The organism is Streptomyces gelaticus, assembly GCF_014649535.1.
Classification (GTDB): Bacteria; Actinomycetota; Actinomycetes; order Streptomycetales; family Streptomycetaceae; genus Streptomyces; species Streptomyces gelaticus.
This window is the reverse complement of record NZ_BMTF01000031.1, coordinates 14,014-35,143: the sequence shown is the minus strand read 5'-3', so window position 1 is coordinate 35,143 and position 21,130 is coordinate 14,014. Positions and strand designations below refer to the sequence as shown.

Sequence of the window (21,130 nt, the reverse complement as noted above, 5' to 3'; positions counted from 1 at the left end):
TCGGGGCCCAAGCCCTGTGTCGCGGCCTCACTCACTCCGCCTCGAAACTCACTCCGCCTCGAACTCCGAGAGCAGGGCGTCCAGGGAGTCGTCGCCCTCTTTGGCCGCCACGATCCGGCGGGCCATCTCGTGCAGCGTCAGCTGCTCCAGGAACAGCGTGATGGGAACGTCGAGACCGAAGTCGTCCCGGAGGCAGCCGACCAGGTGGACGGCGGTCAGGGAGTCGCCGCCGGCCGCGAAGTACGTCATCTCCGGATCGTCGGCGTCCGCCAGGCCCAGGGCCTCGGCGAGCAGCGCCCGTACGCCCTGCTCCAGGTCGGCAAAACCGCCGCCCTGCTCCGGCTGTTCCTCGACCGGGGCGACCGGGCCGAGGCGGTACGCGCCGTGGCTCTCGCCCGCGAAGGGGTAGGACGGCAGCGAGACCCGCCGGCCGCCGCCCTCCCGCACCACCGGCTCACCCGCCAGCCAGGCCTCCCCGAGCGGGTCGGGCCCGCCCAGCCCCACCGCACCACCGCCCGAGGCCAGTTCGGCGAGCAGCTCCGCCGCCCCCGCCCGGTCCGCGGCCCGCACATATCCGCGCACGGCCATCGGGGTGCGGCCCTGGTGCAGTGTGTACGCGGTGTCGGCGAGGGACGGGGCCCCCGCGGCCCGCAGCGCCCCGGCCAGCCGGCCGGCCAGCGCGGAGAGGTCCTCCCGGGTGCGGGCGGACAGCAGCAGGACCTCCGCCGCGCCCTGGGCGTCCGGCGCCCCGGCATCGGTGCGCCGGGGCGCCTCCTCCAGGACCACGTGCACATTCGTGCCGCCGATGCCGACCGAGCTGACCCCGGACCGCCGGGGACCGTGCTCGGGCTCCGGCCAGGCGGCCGGCCGCTCGATCAGGTGGAACGGCGAGTCGTCGAAGCCGAGTTCCGGGTGCGGGCGGCCGGCGTCGGCGTTCGGCACCAGGGTCGCGTGCTCCAGCATGAGGACCGACTTGATCAGCGCGGCGACCCCCGCCGCGGCGTCCAGATGGCCGATGTTCGACTTCACCGAGCCGATCCCGATCCGCCCGGTGCCGAGCGCACCCTTGAACGCGGCGCTCGCCGCCGCCGCCTCGATGCGGTCGCCGAGGGCGGTGGCCGTGCCGTGCGCCTCCAGATACTGGGCGTCGGCCGGGTCGAGACCGGCCGCCGCCCACGCCTCCACGATCGCGGCGGTCTGCTGGTCGACGCCGGGCGCGGTGAACCCGACCTTGGTCGCGCCGTCGTTGGTGACGGCGCTGCCCCGGATGACCGCCCGGATCGGGTCGTTGTCGGCGAGCGCGTCGGAGAGCCGGCGCAGCACGACCACGCCCACCCCGTTGCCCGGCACCGTGCCGCCGGCCCGCTCGTCGAAGGGGCGGCAGCGGCCGTCCGGCGAGTAGATGCCGCCCTGCTGGTGGACGTAGCCCCGCTTGCGTACCGTGTCCACGGCGACCCCTCCGGCCAGGGCCGTGTCGCACTCGCCGAGCAGCAGGGACTGCACCGCGAGGTGCACCGCCGTCAGCGAGGTCGAGCAGGCCGTCTGCACCGTCAGGCTCGGGCCCTGAAGGCCCAGCCGGTAGGAGATCCACGGGGCGAGGAACTCACGGTCGGTGAGGATGCGCACCTGGAGCGCCCCGATGGACGCGGCGAGCCGCGGGTCGGTCTGCGCCGCCAGCATGTGCTCGGTGGGCCCGCCACCGACGTACACGCCGGTACGCGCCGTGCCGCCGCGCGGGCTGCGGCCGGCGTCCTCCAGCGCGGACCAGGCCGTCTGCAGGAGCAGCCGGTGCTGGGGGTCGAGCGCCGCCGCCTCGGTGCGGTTGAAGCCGAACAGCTCCGCGTCGAAGCGGTCCGCGTCCGCAAGATGGCCCTTGGCCGGTATGTAGTCGCGACCGCGCACCTCCTGCGGGTCGGCGCCGTCGGCGATCAGTTCCTGCTCGGTGAAATCGGTCACCGAGCAGCGCCCGCCGAGCAGGTTCTTCCAGTAGGTGTCCAGGTCGGGTGCGCCGGGGAAACGGCCGCTCATCCCGACGACCGCGATCGCGGAGTCGGCTGCGAGGGGCTCGGCGGCGCTGGCGTTCTCGGTCATCGTGTGGAGCCTTTCCGGTAGCTGAGTCGTCGGGCAGCGGCGGTGCGTCGTGCGTGCCGGTCACCGCCGCGCGCGGCGGCCGTGCCGGCGGGGGGTTCGATGGCCGGAGCCCCGGCGGAGGTCCCGGCGGCCGCCCGGTCGAGGAAGGCGGCGAGGGAGCTGACGGTCGGGTGGCGGAACAGGTCGACCAGGCTGAGTTCGCCGTACGTCCCCAGCTCGCGCAGGGCGGACAGGACGCTCAGTAACCGGATCGAATTGCCGCCCAGATCGAAGAAGTGGTCGGTGACGGCGACGAGTTCGAGATTGAGCACCCGGGCCCACAGAGCGGCCACCAACTGCTCGGTGGCGGTGCCCGCGACGGTGGTCGAGCCGTCCGGCCGGCACCGCACGGTGGCGGGTTCCGGGAGCCGGGCCCGGTCGACCTTGCCGTTGCTGCTGAGCGGCATCTCGTCCAGCCGCACGAACACCTCGGGGACCATGGACCCCGGCAGCCGCCGGGCGAGATGGGCGCGCAGCTCCGCGTCCGGCGGCGCCGCTCCGTCCCGGCCCACCACATACGCCACGAGCCGCTGGGCGGTACCCGTGCCGCGGACGGTGGCCGCCGCCAGGGCGACGCCCGGCGCCCCCGCCAGCAGCGTCTCGATCTCGCCGAGTTCGACGCGCACGCCGCGCAGTTTGACCTGGAGGTCGGAGCGCCCGAGGTAGTGGATGAGACCGCGTGCGTCGATCCGGCCGAGGTCGCCGGTGCGGTACATCCGGGTGCCCGGCGCGCCGTGCGGATCGGCGACGAACCGTTCGGCGGTCAGGCCGGGCCGGCCGATGTAACCGCGCCCCAGCGAGGCACCGGCCACGTAGATCTCGCCGGCGACCCCGGCGGGGACCGGCCGGAGCCGCTCGTCGAGTACGTAGACCCGGGCCCCGGCCACGGCGCCGCCGAGCACTACGGGCTCGCCGGGGGTGAGGTCCCCGGTGGTGGCGTAGACGGTCACCTCGCTGGGGCCGTACGCGTTCACGATCCGGCGTCCGGGAGCGCTGAGCCGCTCGACCAGTTCGGCCGGGCACGCCTCGCCGCCGACCGCGACGGTCCGCAGCTCGGGCAGCTGTCCGGTCAGGTCGGGCAGCAGCATCGCGGCGGACGGCGGCAGGAAGACGTAGGTGATGCGGGAGTCGCGCAGCCGCTCCAGCAGAGCCTCGCCGATCCGCTCGTCCTCGCGCGGGATGTGCAGCTCCGCTCCGGCCACCCAGGGGAAGAAGAGGTCGGACACGGCGACGTCGAAGCCGAACGACACGAACTGCAGCACCCGGTCGTCGGCATCGACCGGGAAGGAGTGCCGCACCGCCCGGGTGAGGTTGACCAGCGCCCGGTGCTCGATGGCGACGCCCTTGGGGACGCCGGTGGAGCCCGAGGTGAACAGGACGTACGCGAGGTCCTCGGGACGCGGCGCCCCACCGGTCGTGACGGCCCCCGGTGCGACGGGGTCCGTGACGGCGGGGCGGTCGACCCGGATGCACGGCACCGCCAGGCTCTCCCCCTTCTCCGCGGTCTCCCGGGCGGTCAGGAGGAGTCCGGTGCCCGAACTCCCCACCATGTGGCGGAGCCTGGCCTCCGGGTGGGCCCGGTCCAGCGGTACGTACGCGCCGCCCGCCCGCAGGACGGCGAGGGCCGCGATGCCCTGGTCCGCCGAGCGGGGCAGCAGCAGACCGACCCGGAAGCCGGGCCGCACCCCGGCGGCGCGCAGCCGGGCGGCCAGCGCGTCGGCCCTGGCGAGCAGCTCGGCGTAGCTCAGGCGGAGATCCCCGCAGACCAGGGCCGTGGCATCGGGGCGTTCGGCGGCCCGGTCGGCGATCAGGTCCGGCACCAGGCGGTCCAGCGGCGCGGCCTGGTCGAGGCGGTCGGCGCCGGCGATGATCCGGCGGCGTTCCCCGGCCGGGACCAGCTCCACGGTGGACAGCGGCGCGGACGGGTCCGCGAGAAGCCCGGCCAGCAGTGTGCGGAAGTTCTCCGTCCAGCGGTGGACCGTCGCGGCCTCGAACAGGTCGCTGCGGTAGATGAACTGGGCGGCGAGTCCGGCGCCCCACCGCTCCATGAACAGGTGGAAGTCGAACTTGGCGGTGTCCAGGGTCAGCGGGAGCCGTTCGGTCGTCGCGCCGGCCAGCGCCAGCTCCGGCGCGGCCTCGTCCTCGTAGCTGAGCGCCACCTGCACCACCGGGTCGTGGCTGGTCTCACGGACCGGGGCGAGGGTGTCGACCACCGCCTCGAAGGGCGCGTCCTGGTAGGGCCGGGCCGCCAGCATCGAGGCCCGGACCCGGCGGGTCAGTTCGTCGAGCGAGGGGTCGCCGGACAGGTCCACGCGCATCGCCAGGGTATTGGTCAGCATCCCGACCATCTCCTGGAGTTCGGGCCGCTCGCGTCCCGAAGCCGGATAGCCGACGACCAGGTCCTCGCCGCCCGAGAGGCGGGAGAGGAACGCGGCGTACGCGGCGAACATCGTCATGAACGGGGTGGCGCCCGAGGCCGCGGCCACCTCGGCCAGGCGTTCCCTGACCTCGGCGCCGAGCAGGAAGCGTTCGGTGCCCCCGGCGGCCGTGCGGACCGGCGGGCGGGGGCGGTCCAGCGGCAGTTCCATGGTGGTGGGCGCGCCGCGCAGCCGGTCGACCCAGTGCTCCACGGACGCCTCGAACGCCCCGTCCGCGGCGCGCTCCCGCTGCCAGGCCGCGTAGTCGGGGAACTGGAGCGGGAGTTCGGCCGGCCGGTGGGCCCGGCCCCCGGCCTCGTGCCGGTACCCCTCGGACAGTTCCTCCAGCATGAGGCCGAGCGACCAGCCGTCGCAGACCAGGTGATGGGCGACGAGCAGCACCCGGTGGCTGCCGTCGTCGACGGCGTACACGGTGCAGCGCAGCAACGGCCCCTCGGCGGTGTCGAAGGGACGGGCGGCCTCGGCGCGCACCAGGGCGTCCGCACGGTCGGCGGGCACGTCCCGCCGGACGGTGAGCGGTACCCGTCCGACGGCCGAGACGCGCTGCGCAGGGGTGCCGTCCTCGGCGGTCCGGAAGACGGTGCGCAGTGCCTCGTGGCGGTCGACGAGCGCGTCCAGCGCGCGGCCGAACGCGGCGGTGTCGAAGGGCCCGTGCACCGCGAAGGCGACCGGCACGTTGTACTGGGGGGAGCCCGGATTCAGCTGGTCGAGGACGAGCAGGCGGCTCTGGGCGTCGGAGGCGGGGAACTCGTACTCCTCGTTCCCGGCACCCTCCGCGGCGTAGAGGTCGATGAGATCGACGGCGTCGACGGTCATGGGTTTCAGTCCCCTCGGAGGGCGGTTTCGAGGACCGCGGCGATCTCCGCCGCCGGGCCCGGGGTGAGTACGTCGCTGTGACCGCAGTCCAGTTCGTGCACATCGAGCGCTGCGGTCACGCGCTGCCAGGCCGCGGTCTTCTCGGCCGTGGTCGGCCAGTCGTCGTGCGTCGCGGAGAAGAGCGTCGTCCGGCCGTCGTAGGGGGACGGGCGCCACTCCCGGACGAGTCTGGTGTGGTGCGCCCCGGCGTCGACGAGGTGGTGCAGACGCGCGGCGGAAAGGCCGTCGAAGGCCCCTTCGCGGGCCATGGCGAACACTGCGGACCGCTCCAACCTCCCGGCCGGGGGCGCAAGTTCAGGGGCGTGGGAGTGGAGCAGGATGCGCAGCATCTCGTCCTCCACCGCGGCGGGGTCCAGCGGGGTGCGTCTGATCTCCTCCGGCATCGGCATGGCGTCCACGACGGCAAGCATCCTGACCTCCTCACCGGCCCGGCGCAGCCGCACCGCCAGCTCGTGGGCGAGCGGGCCGCCGAAGGACCGGCCGATCAGCACATACGGTCCGTGCGGCTGGAGATCCCGCACCCGGTGCAGATACTGATCCGCCATCTCGCCCATGGTGGAAGGGAGTTGACCGACACCGTTCAGCAGTGCCGGGCTCTGCAGGGTGTGCACGGGGCGGGCCGGATCGAGATGTGGCAGCAGGCTCACGTACGACCAGCTGAGACCGAGCCCCGGGTGCACACAGATGAGCGGGGTGCGCCCGCTGCCGGTGCGCAGGGTGAGCACCGGTTCCAGGCTGTTGTGGTGCGGTTCGCCGGACGCCGTCGCGGGATGCTCGCGGGTGGCGCGCAGCGGTGTCCTGGGAGCGGGGCCGTTCGTGGCCTGCGGTGCGTCGAGCCGGGCGGCGAGAGCGGCCGGGGTCGGCGAGTCGAACAGCGCGGAGACCGGGATCCGTACGCCGAGGACCGTCTCGATCTTCGACTTCAGGCGCAGCGCGGTCAGTGAATGGCCGCCCGCCAGGAAGAAGTCGGTGTCGGGTCCGACCGCGGGGACGCCGAGCACCGTGCCGAACAGCGCGCACAGCTCCCGCTCGCGCGCGGTGCGCGGCGCCCGGTGGGCCGCCGGTTCCCGGGCGGGTCCGGGCTCGGGCAGCGCGGCCCGGTCGGCCTTCCCGTGGCGGGTGAGCGGTACCTCGTCGATCCGGACCCACAGGGAAGGCACCAGATGCGCCGGCAACTGCGCGGCGGTCTGCTCCCGCACTCGGGCGAGGGTCCGTTGCCACTGCTCCTCCCCGTCCTCGCGTTCGGCCGGCACCAGCCAGGCGGCCAGCAGCTTGCCGCCCGACGCGTCCCGCCGGGCACCGACCACGGCCCGCGCCACGCCGGGACAGCCCGCCAGTGCGGCCTCGACCTCGGCGGGCTCCACCCGGAAACCGCGCACCTTGACCTGGTCGTCGGCCCGCCCCGCGAACTCCAGCACACCGTCCGGCGTCCAGCGGGCCAGGTCCCCGGTGCGGTACATGCGGCTGCCCGGCGGCCCGTACGGATCGGCCACGAACCGCTCCGCGGTGGGGACCGGCCGCCCGAGGTAGCCCTGGGCGAGCCCGCTGCCACCGATGTAGAGCTCACCGGTGGCGCCCGCCGGGACGGGGCGCAGCCGGGCGTCCAGGACATGGGCGCGGGTGTTGTCCAGGGGACGCCCGATGGGAACGGCGCCCGGGGGCCCCGCCGCATCCCGCGACGCGGTGTGCGCGGTCGCGAAGACGGTCGTCTCGGTGGGGCCGTATCCGTTGACGACGGCCGTGTCCGGGCAGTGTTCCCGGATCCGGCGCACGGTGTCGGGTGCGAGAACGTCGCCGCCGGACCACACCTCGCGGAGCCCGGACAGTGCCCCGGGCGCGATCTCCGCGACGGTGCGCAGCAGTTCGGGTGTGAGCATGAGCGCGGTGACCCGCCGTTCCCGGACCACCCGCTCCAGCAGGTCGGGGGTGACCGCCTCGGCGGGGGCGACGACCACCGTCCCGCCGTTCAGGAGCGGAACCCACACCTCGTAGGTCGAGGCGTCGAAGGTGTACGGGTTGTGCAGCAGTACCCGGTCGTGGGCACCGCCCGCGAAGCGGGCGTCGGCGGCGAGTTCGGTGATCGCCCGCTGCGGGACCACCACCCCCTTGGGCTCCCCGGTGGAGCCGGAGGTGTGGATCACGCAGGCGGCGGCCCCGGGATCGGCGGCAACGGCCTCGAAGGGCGCGGCCCCGGACTCCTCGGTGACGTCGAGCACCGGCGTGCCGGCGGGCAGCCGGGCGGCAGCCGGGCCCGTCCCCGAGGCGAGGACGAGCGAGGGGGCCGCCGCCGACAGCAGCCGGGCCAGCCGCTCCGGCGGCTGCGCCGGGTCGAGGGGGAGCCAGCAGGCACCTGCCTTGAGGACCGCGAGCTGGGCCACGACCACGGACGCCGATCGGGGGAGCATCAGGGCCACGGTGTGACCCGGTGCCACACCGGCCCGGACGAGACGGCCGGCCAGCCGGTCCGACGCGGCGTCGAGCCCGGCGTAACTGAGCAGTTCGCCGTCCGTGTCGACGGCCGGTGCGTCCGGGGTACGGGCCACCTGGGCGGCGAACCGCCCGGCCGGGGTGGCGGGTGCGGCGGGCGCCCGGGTCGGGCCGTCCGCCAGCGCCAGCAGTCGCCGCCGCTCCGCCGCGGGCAGGGCGTCGATGTCCTCCACCGGTGTCCGCGGCGAGCGGGCCAGCTGCTCCAGTACGTGCGCCAGGCGCTCGGTGACCGCGTCGGCGGAGATACCGCGGCGGCAGCTCACCGACAGCAGCAGCCGGTCCTCGGCGACCGCGGCGACGGTGACCGGGTAGTGCGTCGCGTCCGTCACCCTTGTCAGGCGGACGGCGCTGGCGCCGTTGTCGCTCCCGGCACCCCTGGGGAAGTTCTCGAAGGCGATGACCGAGTCGAAGAGTTCACCCACCCCCACGGCGCGCTGCACCTCGGCGGTGCGGGCGTGGTGGTGCTCCAGCAGCCGGGACTGCTCCTCCTGGATCCGCAGGAGAAGCTGCTCCACCCGCTCGCCGTCCCGCAGCCGTACCCGGACCGGCAGAGTGTTGATGAACAGGCCCACCATGGACTCGACGCCCGGCAGGTCGTGCGGGCGCCCCGAGACGACCGCGCCGAAGACCAGGTCGCGGGAGCCGGTCAGCCCGGCCAGGACCAGCGCCCAGGAGACCTGCACCAGGGTGTTGAGGGTGACGCCCGTCGCGGCGGCCCGCCGGACCAGCAGCTCGGTGAGGCCGGTGGGCAGCCACAGCTGCGAACGGTCGGGTGCGGTGTCCGGTCCGGTGGGGGCCAGCAGCGCGGGCCGCTCCAGACCCTCCAGCGACTCGCACCAGGCGGCCTCCGCCTTGTGCCGGTCCCGGCCGCCCAGCCACACCAGGTAGTCCCGGTAGGGCGCGGCGGGCGGCAGCGGCCGGCCGGTCACGAGGGCGTCGAGGTCCCGTTCGACGACCGGCATCGACCAGCCGTCCAGCAGGATGTGGTGGAAGGAGACGATCAGTTCGGCGCCGGTGTCGTTGCGCAGGAACGTGGCACGGACCAGGGGCGGGCGGGCCAGGTCGAAGCGGAGCGCCGCGTCCTCGCGCAGCACCTCGTCGGTCCGTAGGCGCACCGCGTCCGGGGCGAGACCGGTCAGGTCCGCCTCGGTCCACGGTGCCCGGACCGCCTTCGGTACGACCTGGACCGGCCGGTCCAGGCGCTCGTGCCGGAAGCAGGCGCGCAGATTCGGGTGCCGGTCCAGGAGAGCGCTGACCGCGGCCCGTACCGCTTCCGCGGCGACCGAGGGGCCGATCAGGAACCGGGCCTGCACCAGATAGGGGTCGGGCCCTTCGGTCTGCCGGGCGGCCTGGAAGAGCAGGCCCTCCTGGAGCGGGGAGAGCGGCAGCACGTCCGCGATGCGCGCGTTCATCGTCGTTCCCCTTCGCCGTCGGCGGAGCCGGCACCGTCGAAGCCGGCGTCGGGGTCGCCGAAGTCCATGTCCTGCCCGAGCAGTTCGAGCTGGTCGCCGGTGAGGTCGACGAGCGGGAAGTCGGCCGGATCGTGGACGGCTCCGCCGTCCGGCCCGCAGTGGTCCGCGAGGACGCCGAGCGCCTCGGTCCACGCCCCGGCCAGGGCCCGCACCTCGTCCTCGGTGAGCACCCCCGACGGGTAGGAGAAGCTCGCCTCCAGCACCGGCTCGCCGTTCCCCTCACGGGCCAGCACGTCCACCTCCAGGGTGTGCGCCAGCGGTACGGCGTCCGGGCCCGGCTCCAGCAGCCGCCCGCCCGCCGCGTCGCCCGCGGCGAACCGGCCCAGATAGTTGAAGCGGACGTCGGGGACCGGAAGCGCGGCGAGCGCCGGGCCGGTCCTGGGGTCGAGGTAGCGCAGCAGACCCCAGCCGAGTCCGCCGGAAGGCACCGAGCCCAGCTGTTCCTTGACACACTTCAGGGCCTCTCCGGGGCGGCCGCCGGGCGTCACCGGGGCGGCACCGAGGTCCAGGCGGACCGGGTACTGCGTGGTGAACCAGCCCACAGTGCCGGACACATCGACCTGGGCGGAGACGGCCTCGCGCCCATGGCCCTCCAGATGGACGACGAGCGCGGAGCCTGTGCCCCGCCGCTGGACGGCCGCCGCGGTCAGCGCGGTCAGCATCACCGCGTCGGGACGGCAGTTGAAGGCGCCCGGCACGGTGACGAGCACACCGCGGGTGAGCCCCGGGTCCAGCTCGAAGGTGAAGGTCTCCCGCTGCCCGTCCGACCCCAGGCCGTCGGCCAGGCTCGCCGTGTCGTCCGCCAGCTGCCGCTCCCACCAGGGGAGTTCACCGAGCCGCAGCCCGGCCTCCTGGGAGAGCAGCCGGGACCACCGGGTGAACGAGGCGCTCTGGGCGGGCGCCGGGTCGCCCTCGGCGTCGCCGTCCAGCGCCGCCGCGAGCTCCTGGCCGAGCACCCGCCAGGAGTAGCCGTCCACGGCCAGGTGGTGCACGGTCAGCAGAAGGGCGCCGGGCCGGCCGGGCCCGGGGTCGAGCCAGACCGCCCGCACCATCTCGCCGTGCTCGGGCCGCAGGGCGATGGTGCGCGCCAGCTCCGTCGCCCGGGACTGCAGATCCGCGTCCGGCGGCACGGCCAGCCGGACGGCCGCCGCCTCGGCGGGCGGGCTCTGCTCGGGCACCTGGAGCTCCCAGCCGGTGTCGTCCCCGCGCACCAGGTGCATCCGCAGCGCGGCGTGCCGTTCGACGAGCGAGGCGACGGCCGCCCGGATCGCCGCGAGTCCGGTGCCGGGTGCCAGCGGGAACAGCATGGACTGGGTGAACACGGAGGTGTCCCGGACCTGTTCGCGCCACCAGTGCATCACCGGGGTGAGGGGCAGCCGCCCGGTTCCGGTGTCCTCCCGCTCCGGAGCGTCTCCGTCGGGCGTGCGGGCCAGCACGGCCAGCCGGGCCGGCGTGCGCACGGTGAACACGTCGTGCGGGGAGAGCACGAGACCGGCCGCCCGCGCCCTGGCGGCGAGCTGGATCGCCATGATGCTGTCGCCGCCGAGCCGGAAGAAGTCGTCGTCGGCACCGGCCTGTTCGAGTTCCAGGAGCTCGGCGAAGAGCCCGCAGAGAATCTCCTCACGCGCCGATCCGGGGAGCCGGACGGTGTCCGCGGTCCGTGGCGCGGGCGCGGGCAGGGCGTCCCGGTCGAGCTTGCCGTGGGACGACAGCGGCAGTGCGTCCAGCGCCACCACGGCGGCCGGGACCATGGCCGCGGGCAGCCGCCCGGAGGCATGCAGCAGCAGCGCGTCCTCGTCGATCTCCGCTCCCGGCGCGGGCACCGCGTAGGCGACGAGCTGTGCGCTGCCGGCCCGGTCGCGGCGTACGACGGCCACCGCCCTTGCCACGGTGGGGTGTTCCACGAGCGCGGCGGCGACCTCGCCCGGCTCGATCCGCAGCCCGCGCAGCTTCACCTGCTCGTCGCCGCGCCCGAGGTAGTACGTCCGGCCGTGGTCGTCGCGGTGGGCGAGGTCGCCGGTGCGGTACATCCGGCTGCCGGGCGGACCGTAGGGGTCGGCGACGAACCGCTCGGCGGTGAGCGCCGCACGGCCCAGGTAGCCACGGGCGAGCCCGGCACCCGCCAGGTACAGCTCGCCGCCCGCCCCGGCCGGCACCGGACGGAGCCGCTCGTCGAGGACATAGGCGGTGGTGCCCGCCACCGGTGCGCCGATGGGCGGCGCCGTGCCGTCGGCGTCCAGCGGTCCCGAGACGGTGGAGACGACGGTCGACTCGGTCGGCCCGTAGACGTTGTGGAAGCGCCGCCCCGCCGTGGCCCAGCGGGCCACCAGCTCCGGCGGGCAGGCCTCCGCGCCGACGACCAGGGCCCGCAGATCCGGGTGGGCTCCGGCCGGTACGGTCGCGAGCACGGACGGCGGGACGAACGCGCAGGAGATCCGCCGCTCGGTCAGCACCGTCCCGAGGGCCTCGCCCACGAGCGGACCCGGGGGCGGCAGCACCAGGGTTCCGCCCGAGCCGAAGGCCAGGCACAGCTCGCCGACGGAGATGTCGAAGGAGGGCGGCCCGAGCTGGAGCACCCGGCTGTCGGCGTCCAGCCCGATGCCGTCCACCAGGCTCCGGGTGAGCGCGGCCACCCCGGCATGGGTGACCACCACGCCCTTGGGGGCGCCGGTGGAGCCGGAGGTGTGGATGACGTGGGCGACATCATGGGGGGCCGGGCCGCCGGGCGGCAGCGGCTCCCCGGCCCAGGCGTCCTCGTCGAGGACCAGGGTCGGCAGTCCGGTCTCCAGGGGAGCGGCGCCGGGTTCGGTGACGAGGAGCACGGGCGCGGCCTCGGCCAGGACCCGGCGGAGCCGCTCGGCCGGGTGGGCGGGGTCGAGGGGCAGATAGGCGGCGCCGGCCCGCTGGACGGCCAGCGCCGCCACCGGCCAGTCGCTGCCCCGGGCGAGGGCGAGGGCCACGACCTGCCCGGGGCCCGCACCGAGCCGCGTCAGCCTGCCCGCCAACCGGGCCACCCGGTCGTCCAGTCCGGCGTAGCTCAGGGTCTGCCCCGGGGACTCGACGGCCGGTGCCTCCGGTGTGCGGGCCGCCTGCCGCGCCACCAGCTCGGGCAGCGAGAGAGGGGCGGGGGCGGCGGGCCCGGCGGATCCGGCGAGCAGCTCGTCGCGCATGGCACCCGGCACCAGGTCGATGTCCCCGATGAGCGCGGTGGGGTCGGCGGTGATCCGCCGCAGGAGCTCGACGTAGCACTGGGTCCAGCGGGCCACCGTCTCGGGGCTGAAGACATCGGTACGCAGCCCGAAGCTGCCCTCCATGCCGTCACCGCTGTCCTTCACCACGCCGACGAGGTCGTGCTCGCCGCCGGTGTGGATGCGCTCGGGCTCCGCGAACTCCTTCATCACCGAGACGCTGGGCTGCTGCGTCAGGTGCATGAACACCCACTGGTACAGCGGCGCCCGGCCCGCGCTGCGCTCGGGAGCGGCGGCCGACACGATCCGGCCCACGGGCACGTCCGAGTTGGCCATCAGATCCGGGAAGTCGACGGCGAAGGCGGCGAGCACATCGGCGAAGGACCGCTCCGGTGTCACCTTCCAGCGGGTCGGCACGGCGTTCATGACGTACCCGATGACCTGATCGAGGCCCTTGGCCGCGCGGTTGGCGATGGGGGTGCCGAGCACCAGGTCGTCGGCGCCGCTGACCCGGTGGGCCAGCACGGCGAAGGCGGCCATCAGGACGACGTAGACGGAGGCACCGCGCTCCCGGGCCAGGGCCCGCACGGCGGCCGTGGTAGGCGCGTCGATGTGGAAGGGGACCTGCGCGATCCCGTCGCCCTCGGTGACGGCGGCGGCGCCGCCCGGCACGGTGAGCGGGCCGGGCGGGTCGGCGAGATAGCGGCGCCAGAAGTCGAGGCGGCTCGCGAAGACCCCGGACTCCTCCAGCTCGCTCTGCCAGGACGAGAAGTCGGCGTACTGGACGGCGGGCCGGACGAGTGGCGGTTCCAGGCCGTCGCGCAGGGCGCCGTACGCCTGCGCGAACTCGTTCTGCAGCACGTCGAACGACCACCAGTCGCTGATGGTGTGGTGCAGACTCAGCATCAGCGTCGAACGCTGCTCGTCGACCCGGACGAACCGGGCCCGGATCAGCTTGTCCCGGCCCAGGGCGAAGGGGCGGCTGCGGAAGGTCTCGAAGGCCTCGTCGATCGTCCCGGCGGTGCCCCGCAGATCCTCGCGCTCCAGGTCGAAGGTCGCTTCGTCGTGGAACTCGACGTGCAGCTCGCCCGACGGGTCCGTCACGATCCGGGTCCGCAGGATGTCGTGGTGACGCTGGATCAGCGACAGCGCCGCCTCCAGATGCGCCGGGTCGACGGGCTGATCGAAGTGGTACGCCGCGCACAGGTTGAGCGCGGGAGTGCCGGGATACAGCGAGTCGTACACCCACAGGTCGTGCTGCGCGGGGCTCAGCGGCACCCGGCGGGCAGGGTCGCGCGGGGGTATGACGGCGGGTATCTCGCGGGCCCGCCCGGCCTCCAGCAGACGGCGCATCAGACGGATGCGCTGCTCCCTGCCGAGTGCGCCGAACCGGTCGGCCATGGAAGAAGGGGACGCGGCACCCGGGACGGGGCGCGAAACGGTGGGGGCGCTCATCACAGGTTCTCTTTCAGTTCGGCCAACCGGTGCAGACCGGCCAGTACGTCGTCGCGTCCGATGCCGAAGTCGATGAAGCAGGCGACCTCGTCGACGCCCAGCTCGGCCAGATCGGCGAGCATCTTGGCGCAGTGGCCGGGGGAGCCGAGCAGGCTGCCCCAGCCGAGATAGCGCTCGAAAGCGAAGTCGGCCAGCATCGCGGTCTGTTCGTCGGTGAGAGCCGCCGTCGTGGCGTCCGCGGAGCGGTTCGCCGCGGTCTGGCGGACGTACGAGGCGAGATAGGTCCTGAGCGGCGCGCCTGCCATCCGGCGGACCTCCGCGTCGTCGGCGCCGACGTAGGTGTGGGCCATCAGAGTGACCCGGCCGTGTGCGTCGGTGCCCCGCTGGTCGGGGGCCGTCGCGCAGGCGGCGCGGTAGCGGGCGATCTTCTCGGCCAGCTCGTCGCGGCTCTGACCGACGGTCGCGCCGAGTACCCCGGCGCGCATCCGTCCGGCCGCCTCCCAGGTCTCCGGATTGCCGGACGTGGTGAGCCACAGCGGCAGGGTGTCCTGTACGGGCCGGGGCTGGGGCGTCACGGAGACCGGGGTGCCCGTGCCGTCGGGGTACTCGGCGGCCTCGCCCGCCCACAGCGACCGCAGCCGCGGGATCGTCTCCAGGGCGGTCCGCCGGCGGTCCGCGTAACTCCCGGGGGCCAGCGTGAAGTCCTTGGAGTGCCAGCCGGTGGCGACGGAGAGACCCACCCGCCCGTGCGACAGGTTGTCCACGACGGCCCAGTCCTCCGCCACCCGCAGCGGGTGGTGGAGCGGCAGGACGACGCTGCCCGCGCGGATCCCGATCCGCTCGGTGGCGACGGCGAGCGCCGCACTGAGTACCGGCGGACTGGGGAAGACCTGCCCCACCTGCTGGAAGTGGCGCTCGGGGGTCCAGACGGCGTGGAAGCCGAGCCGGTCGGCGGTCCTGGCCACGGCGAGGATGTCCTCGTAGGTCTCGGTGTGCCGGGCCCCGCCGCCGGTGGTGCTGTCCGCACCGAAGAACATCACACTGAGGTCCACTGCCACTCCTCCTGCTTTCTGCTGGGCTGGGTCTGGGGTTGCGGACGGCGCGGCACCCTGGGGCGGCGCGGGATGGCGGACACGGAGGGCGGTGCGGGCCGGGCGACCGCCCGTTCCAGCTCGGCGGCGAAGGCGGCGACCGTGGGCGCGGCGAACAGCTGGGCCACCGTTGCCGGTCTGTCGGCGCCGAGCCGGGCCACGGTCCGCACCGCGCGCAGGGAGTTGCCGCCGAGCGCGAAGAAGTCGTCGTCCGGGCCGGTGACCGGTACGCCGAGGACCTCGCGCCACACCGCGGCGATCTCCCGCTCCAGGGCGGTCATCGGGCGCTGGGCGGCGCCCCGGCGCCGGCTGGGTGCCGCGATCCGGTCGTCCTCGCCGGCCCGCCGGGGCGGCGCGGTGAGATTCAGCTGGGACAAGGGCGTGCCGGGGGCGGCCGCGGCAGCCTCCAGGGCCTCGGGGAGGGCGTGTGCGAGCCACTGGACGAAGTCCGCCTCCAGCGCCTCCTCGCGGTACTCGAACGTCAGCGTCAGCCCGTCCGGCGCGCCCAGCTCCGAGGTGGAGTCCGTGACGTCCACCAGGAGTTCGAACCGGGCGGCGCCGGTGCGCACGATCTCGACGCCGTCCTCGGCACCGGGCAGCGTCACCTCGGCCCGCGCGTTGTTCTGGAGCGCCAGGACCACATCGGTGAACGGCTGACGGCCCGGGGAGCGGGGCGGGTTGAGGCCGTCGACCACGTCCTCGAACGGCACGTCCTGGTGGCTGAACGCGGCGAGGTCCGTCTCCCGTACCCGGGTGAGCAATTCGGCCGCGGTGGGGTCGCCGGACAGATCGGTGCGCAGCACCAGCATGTTGACGAAGAACCCGACGACGTCCTCGACGCTGCCGTCTGCGGCGCGCCCGGCCACCGGGGCGCCGATCGCCAGGTCCTCGTCCGCCCCGGCCCGCACCAGCACGGTGGCCAGCGCGGCGTGCAGGGCCATGAAGAGGGTGGCGCCCCGGGCGCGGGCCGCTTCGACCACCCGGGCGTGGGCCGCCGCACCGAGCCGGCGGACCACCACCCGCGCGGCCGGACCGGGCACGGCGGGGCGCCCGGCACGGCGGGGCAGCAACGGACCGCCGGCCGGCAGTCCGTCCAGCTCCTTGCGCCAGTACCTGAGCTGGCGGGCGGCGAGCGCGTGCGGATCGGACGGTGAGCCGAGCCGGTCGAGCTGGTGCCGGGCGTGCTCCCCGTACGGGACGGCGAGCGGGGCGAGCCCCGCCGTGTCCGCGCCGCTCACCCGCGCCCGGTAGGCGCGCGACAGATCGCGGAAGAGCGGCCGCAGGGACCACCCGTCCCCGGCGATGTGATGGACCAGCACCAGCAGCGCATGCTCCTGAGGCCGCTCCTGACTGGTGAACAGCGTGGCCCGCACCGGGAGTTCGGCCCGCAGGTCGAAGCGGCGACGGGCCTCACGTTCGATCTCCTGCTGCATCGAGTCCCCGGCGACCCTCAGGTGGCGGAAGGGAGGCCGCGCGGCCTCCCCGCTCACTACCCGTCGTACGGGGGCGCCGTCGGACTCCCCGAAGACGGTGCGGAGCACTTCGTGCCGGCCGGCCACCGCGGCCAGCGCCTCCTCCAGCGCGTCCGCGTCGACCGTGCCGCGCAGCCGGACCAGCATCGGCAGGTTGTACGCGGCGCCCGCCCCGATCCGGTCCAGGAACCACAGCCGGTGCTGCGCGTGCGACACCGGGAGCGCGCCGGAGGCGGTGCCGGGCGCGGCGGGAGTCGCGGCAGGAGCCGGGGGAGCGGTGTCGACGAGCGGGGCCAGCAGTGCCGGGGTGGGTGCCTCGAAGAGCCCGCGGATGTCGATCTCGGCGCCGAGCACGGTGTGGATCCGGCCCAGCAGCCGGGCGGCAAGCAGGGAGTGGCCGCCGAGGGAGAAGAAGTCGTCGTCCGGGCCGACCGGACCGGTGCGCAGCACCTGGGAGAACAGCTCGCACAACGCGGCCGCGGTACTGCTCGCCGCTGCCCGGCCGGGAAGGGCCGCTGCGGCTCCGGGCTCCGGCAGGGCGGCCCGGTCCAGCTTTCCGCTGGGGGTGAGCGGCAGCGCGTCCAGCGGTACGAAGACCGCCGGGACCAGGTAGTCGGCCAGCACACCGCGGGCGTAGGCACGCAACTCCGCTTCGGAGAAGCCCCCTCGGGCACCGCTGCTCGGTACGACGTACGCGGTCAGCTGCCGGTCGCCCGCCGGGTGCTCATGGGCGACGACCGCCGCCCGGTCGACGCCGGGGTGCCGGGTCAGTACGCTCTCGACCTCACCCGGCTCCACCCTGAAGCCCCGGATCTTCACCTGGCTGTCGGCCCGGCCCAGGTATTCGAGGACTCCGTCGGCACGCCGTCTCCCGAGGTCGCCGGTGCGGTAGAGGCGCTCACCGGACGGGGCGGCGACGAAGCGTTCGGCGGTCAGCGCGGGACGTCCCCGGTACTCGCGGGCGAGGCCCGCCCCGGCGGCGTAGATCTCACCGGTGCGACCGTCCGGAACCGGACGCAGCTCCTCGTCGAGGACGTACAGCCGCTTGCCCGCCAGCGGACGGCCGATCGGCACCGGGCCCTCGCCGAGCGCGGCGAGGGCCACCGGGTGGACGGTCAGGAAGACCATGCACTCGACGGGTCCGTAGCCGTTGCTCAGCCGCAGCGCCGGCCGGCGCTCCAGGGCTCGGGCCGCATGCGGCGCGGACAGGGCCTCGCCGCCCACCACGAGCTCCCGCAGTCCGTCCATCACCCGCGGGTACTCGTCGACGACGACGTTGAACAGGGACGCCGACAAGTACATGGAGGTGATGCCGTGCTCGGCGACGAGCCGTGCCATCACGAAGGGTTCGGGGCGCTGTCCGGGGTGCAGGACACAGGTCCCGCCGTTCATGAGCGGCCCCCACAGCTCCAGGGCGAACGCGTCCCAGGACAGCGGAGCGCACTGGAGCCAGACCGAGCCGGGGCCGAAGGTGGCGAAGGTCTGCCCGGTGAGGGTGGACGCGATCGCGTGGTGCGACGAGGCGATGCCCTTCGGCCGACCGGTTGACCCGGAGGTGAACATCACGCAGGCGATGTCGTCGGGCCGGACCGGGACCGCGCCGCGCGGCAGCGGCTGCGCCCCGTGGACGTCCTCGATGTGCACCTGCGCCATGTCGAGCATCCCGGGTGCGGCGTCGCGGGCCGAGACGACCACGGCCGCTTTCGCGTCCTCGGCCATGACGCGCAGGCGTTCGGCGGGGAAGCCGGGGTCCAGCATCACGTAGCCGGCTCCGGCCTTGAGGATGCCGAGCACCGTCACGACGAGCGCGGTGGAGCGCTCCAGGTACACCCCGACCGTGTCACCGGCCCGGATGCCCCGCGCGGCCAGCAGACCCGCCAACCGGGCCGCCCGCTCGTCGAGTCCGGCGTAGTCGATCCGTTCGTCCTCGTGGATCAGCGCCGTCGCGCCGGGTGTCCGTGCCACCTGCTCCTCGAACAGTTCATGCACGCACCTCATCGCGCTCACCTCCTCGGCACTCGCTCTGCCCGGCCGGCTCCTGCGGGGCGTCGAGGTCGGGCAGCAGGTCGTCGATGTTCCTGATCGAGCGGCTGGCGAGTCCCCAGAGGGCGACCCCGGTCCCGCCGATGCCGGCGAGGAACAACATGGCCGCCATGCCGCTGCCCGGACCGTCGCCGACGAGGGGACCGAGCACGGTGAAGAGCCCGGAGCCCCGGGCGGCCAGCGGTTCGAAGACGTGGTCGGCGAGCGGTCCGGAGACCGCCATGGCCACGGGCACGGAGATCTGCGACAGGAACATCACCGCGCCGAAGACCCGGCCCTGCCATTCGTGCGGGACCTTGGTCTGCACGATCGTCTGCATCGAGGCATTGACCACCGTCATGAGCAGGGCGCCGACCAGAATGGCCAGGCACCAGCCGGTCACCCCGTCCACCAGGCTCATCACCACCAGGGCGGACAGGCACATGCCGACCACGCCGAGCATCATGCCCCGGCCCCGGTTCGCGGGCCCGCCCCAGGCCGCCATGAGCAGGGCGCCGGCCACTCCGCCGATGCCGACCGCGGTATTGACCGCGGCGAGCGCCCCGTTGCCGTCCCGGATCAGCACCATCGGCGAGATGAGGGCGAAACCGAAGACCATGACGAGGTTGACGACGCAGAAGTTGACGATCAGATCACGCAGGCCGGGCACCCGGAACAGATAGCGCAGCCCCTCGACGGCATCGGCGGTGATCCGCCTGCGCGGTGCGCCGGCTTCCTTCGTCACCCGGTCGCCGTTGAACCGCACGATCCGGATGCCGATGAGGGCGAACGCGTAGCTCGCCACATCGACCAGGAGCGTCGGGCCGATCCCGAAGAGGGCGACGAGCAGACCGCCCAGCGCGGGGCCGCCGATTCCGGCGGCACTCTTCGCTCCGGCCAACAGTCCGTTGGTGCGGTCCAGTTGGTCCTTGCGGACCAGCAGAGGAACGGCGGAGGACAGGGCCGGGAACTGGAAGGCGGCGCAGACTCCGAGCAGCACGGCGGCCGGATAGACCTGCCAGGCGTGGAATGCGCCGAGGTAGTGGAGCAGGGCCAGCGTGCCCACCACGAGGAGCCCGCCGGCGTCGGCAAGTTGGAGCGCGGTGCGCTTGGGTATCCGGTCGACGATCGCACCCGCAATAGGGCTGAACACGGCCTGCGGCAGCATGGCGCAGAGCGAGAGGACGGTGACGGCGGTCGCCTTCCCGCCGGACGCCCACACCTCGACGATGAAGGCGAACCGCACCGCTGCGCTGCCCGCCAGGGACACCGCCTGACCGGACCAGACGAGGAGGAAGGGCCCCATTCCCGAGAAGCGACCGGGAATGTCCGTTGATATCCGGGTGCCCATCAGGATCCGGATCCCTTGTGCACCGGCATCCGGCACATCGTGCCCGAGCCGTCGAATCGATTGGTTGCCACGCCTCAATCCCCCAGCATGTCGCATCCTCTGCGGATCACCACGGATCCCTGCCTGAGTCGAACGGGGGTCATCATGCGGCCATCGATTACCGCTGCGTTCCCCTGGCGAACGAGGGAACGGGAAGAGAGCGGGAACGGAACGGGAGGGAACCGGGAGCCGGACAGGCAAGGCTCGTTCCGTAGTTGTCTGCAGTAAGGAGTACTCACGTGAAGGACCCCAGGGATCGTTCGCCCGACGGGACGGAACTCCGCCAGGCCTTCCAGGACCTGTCCACCGTGGAACGGTGGGCCGAGCGTGTGGCGTCCGGTGTCCAGTCCCATCCGTACACCGCGCCGGAGTCCTGGGAGGGGCCCCAGGTGAGCGTCGAGACCAGAACCGAGAACGGCATGCACACGGTGGCCGGGATCGTGGAGTGGCCGCCCGGTGCCGGCACCGGCCCGGCGGTCCTGGACGAGACGGAACGCGCGGTGCTCCGTTCCCTCGTCAGATCGCTGCTCGACCTGGCCGGTCACGAGTCGGGAACGGCCCGTACGCGTGTGGTGCTCACCCCCCTCGGGCCGCGGGTCGCCGCCTGTCAGCTCGACGTGGAATAGCCGTTGCCGGTCCGTTCCCGCGGCAGTTCCCAGCGGCGGTATCGGGGCAGGAACGGACCGGGAACGCCGATCAGCAACATCAGTGGTGTCAGGAAGCGGAACACCGCGAAACCTCACAAACACCACTTAGGGGCGGGACATGGGACGCAAGCTTGCTGGAATCTTCGGGATCGCCGCCGCGACGCTGGCCTTCGGTATCGGCACGGCGGTCGAGGCGGGGCAGTCGAACGACTCCCGGAGCATTCAGCAGGTTGTCGCCGACGACAAGGGCCCCACGGTCATCGGCACGCAGGGCACCGACGACGACAAGGGCCCGACGGTGATCGGTACCCACGTGCTCGCCGACGACAAGGGCCCGACCGTCGTCGGTACGCTGGGCACCGACGACGACAAGGGCCCGACGTCCCCCGTCATGTGATCCCTCGCCCCTGCACGCGAGCCCCGCACCGGAGTCACGGTGCGGGGCTCGCTGTTGTGCGTCCA

Annotated in this window: 9 protein-coding genes; 2 read left to right on the top strand and 7 right to left on the bottom strand. The window is 74.0% G+C overall.

Going from position 1 to position 21,130, the window contains the following annotated elements:
• Nucleotides 1–48 precede the first annotated feature (48 nt).
• The 7 genes from IE107_RS30570 to IE107_RS30540 are packed head-to-tail and all read right to left on the bottom strand — an operon-like array spanning nucleotide 49 to nucleotide 19,937.
• Complete coding sequence (locus IE107_RS30570; protein WP_189547614.1) at nucleotides 49–2,091, bottom strand: type I polyketide synthase; 2,043 nt, start codon at nucleotides 2,089–2,091, stop codon at nucleotides 49–51.
• Nucleotides 2,088–5,384 carry a non-ribosomal peptide synthetase gene (locus tag IE107_RS30565; protein ID WP_189547613.1) on the bottom strand — a complete coding sequence of 1,099 codons (3,297 nt, stop codon included), beginning with the start codon at nucleotides 5,382–5,384 and terminating at the stop codon, nucleotides 2,088–2,090. The genes IE107_RS30570 and IE107_RS30565 overlap by 4 nt, the downstream gene beginning before the upstream one ends.
• 5 nt (nucleotides 5,385–5,389) lie before the next feature.
• Nucleotides 5,390–9,343, bottom strand: coding sequence for a non-ribosomal peptide synthetase (locus tag IE107_RS30560; protein ID WP_189547612.1), 3,954 nt, complete (start codon nucleotides 9,341–9,343; stop codon nucleotides 5,390–5,392).
• Nucleotides 9,340–13,992: a non-ribosomal peptide synthetase gene (locus tag IE107_RS30555; protein WP_189547611.1), complete on the bottom strand. Its 4,653-nt coding sequence runs from the start codon at nucleotides 13,990–13,992 to the stop codon at nucleotides 9,340–9,342. Before IE107_RS30555 ends, IE107_RS30560 begins: the two co-directional genes overlap by 4 nt.
• Nucleotides 13,993–14,045: 53 nt before the next feature.
• The gene (locus IE107_RS30550; protein WP_189547610.1) at nucleotides 14,046–15,098 is read right to left on the bottom strand and encodes a MupA/Atu3671 family FMN-dependent luciferase-like monooxygenase; all 1,053 of its coding nucleotides are present in this window, start codon (nucleotides 15,096–15,098) and stop codon (nucleotides 14,046–14,048) included.
• Nucleotides 15,083–18,607 carry a non-ribosomal peptide synthetase gene (locus IE107_RS30545; RefSeq protein ID WP_189547609.1) on the bottom strand — a complete coding sequence of 1,175 codons (3,525 nt, stop codon included), beginning with the start codon at nucleotides 18,605–18,607 and terminating at the stop codon, nucleotides 15,083–15,085. The genes IE107_RS30550 and IE107_RS30545 overlap by 16 nt, the downstream gene beginning before the upstream one ends.
• A complete protein-coding gene (locus IE107_RS30540; protein WP_189547608.1) occupies nucleotides 18,591–19,937 on the bottom strand; it encodes an MFS transporter in 1,347 nt (448 codons plus the stop codon). Before IE107_RS30540 ends, IE107_RS30545 begins: the two co-directional genes overlap by 17 nt.
• 323 nt (nucleotides 19,938–20,260) lie before the next feature.
• Between IE107_RS30540 and IE107_RS30535 the strand changes: the two genes are divergently transcribed.
• Nucleotides 20,261–20,647, top strand: a complete 387-nt coding sequence (locus IE107_RS30535; RefSeq protein WP_189547607.1) for an ATP-grasp domain-containing protein — start codon at nucleotides 20,261–20,263, stop codon at nucleotides 20,645–20,647.
• Between the two features lie 139 nt (nucleotides 20,648–20,786).
• Entirely contained in the window at nucleotides 20,787–21,065 is a 279-nt protein-coding gene (locus IE107_RS30530; RefSeq protein ID WP_189547606.1) for a hypothetical protein, read from the top strand.
• The last annotated feature ends 65 nt before the right edge of the window (nucleotides 21,066–21,130 follow it).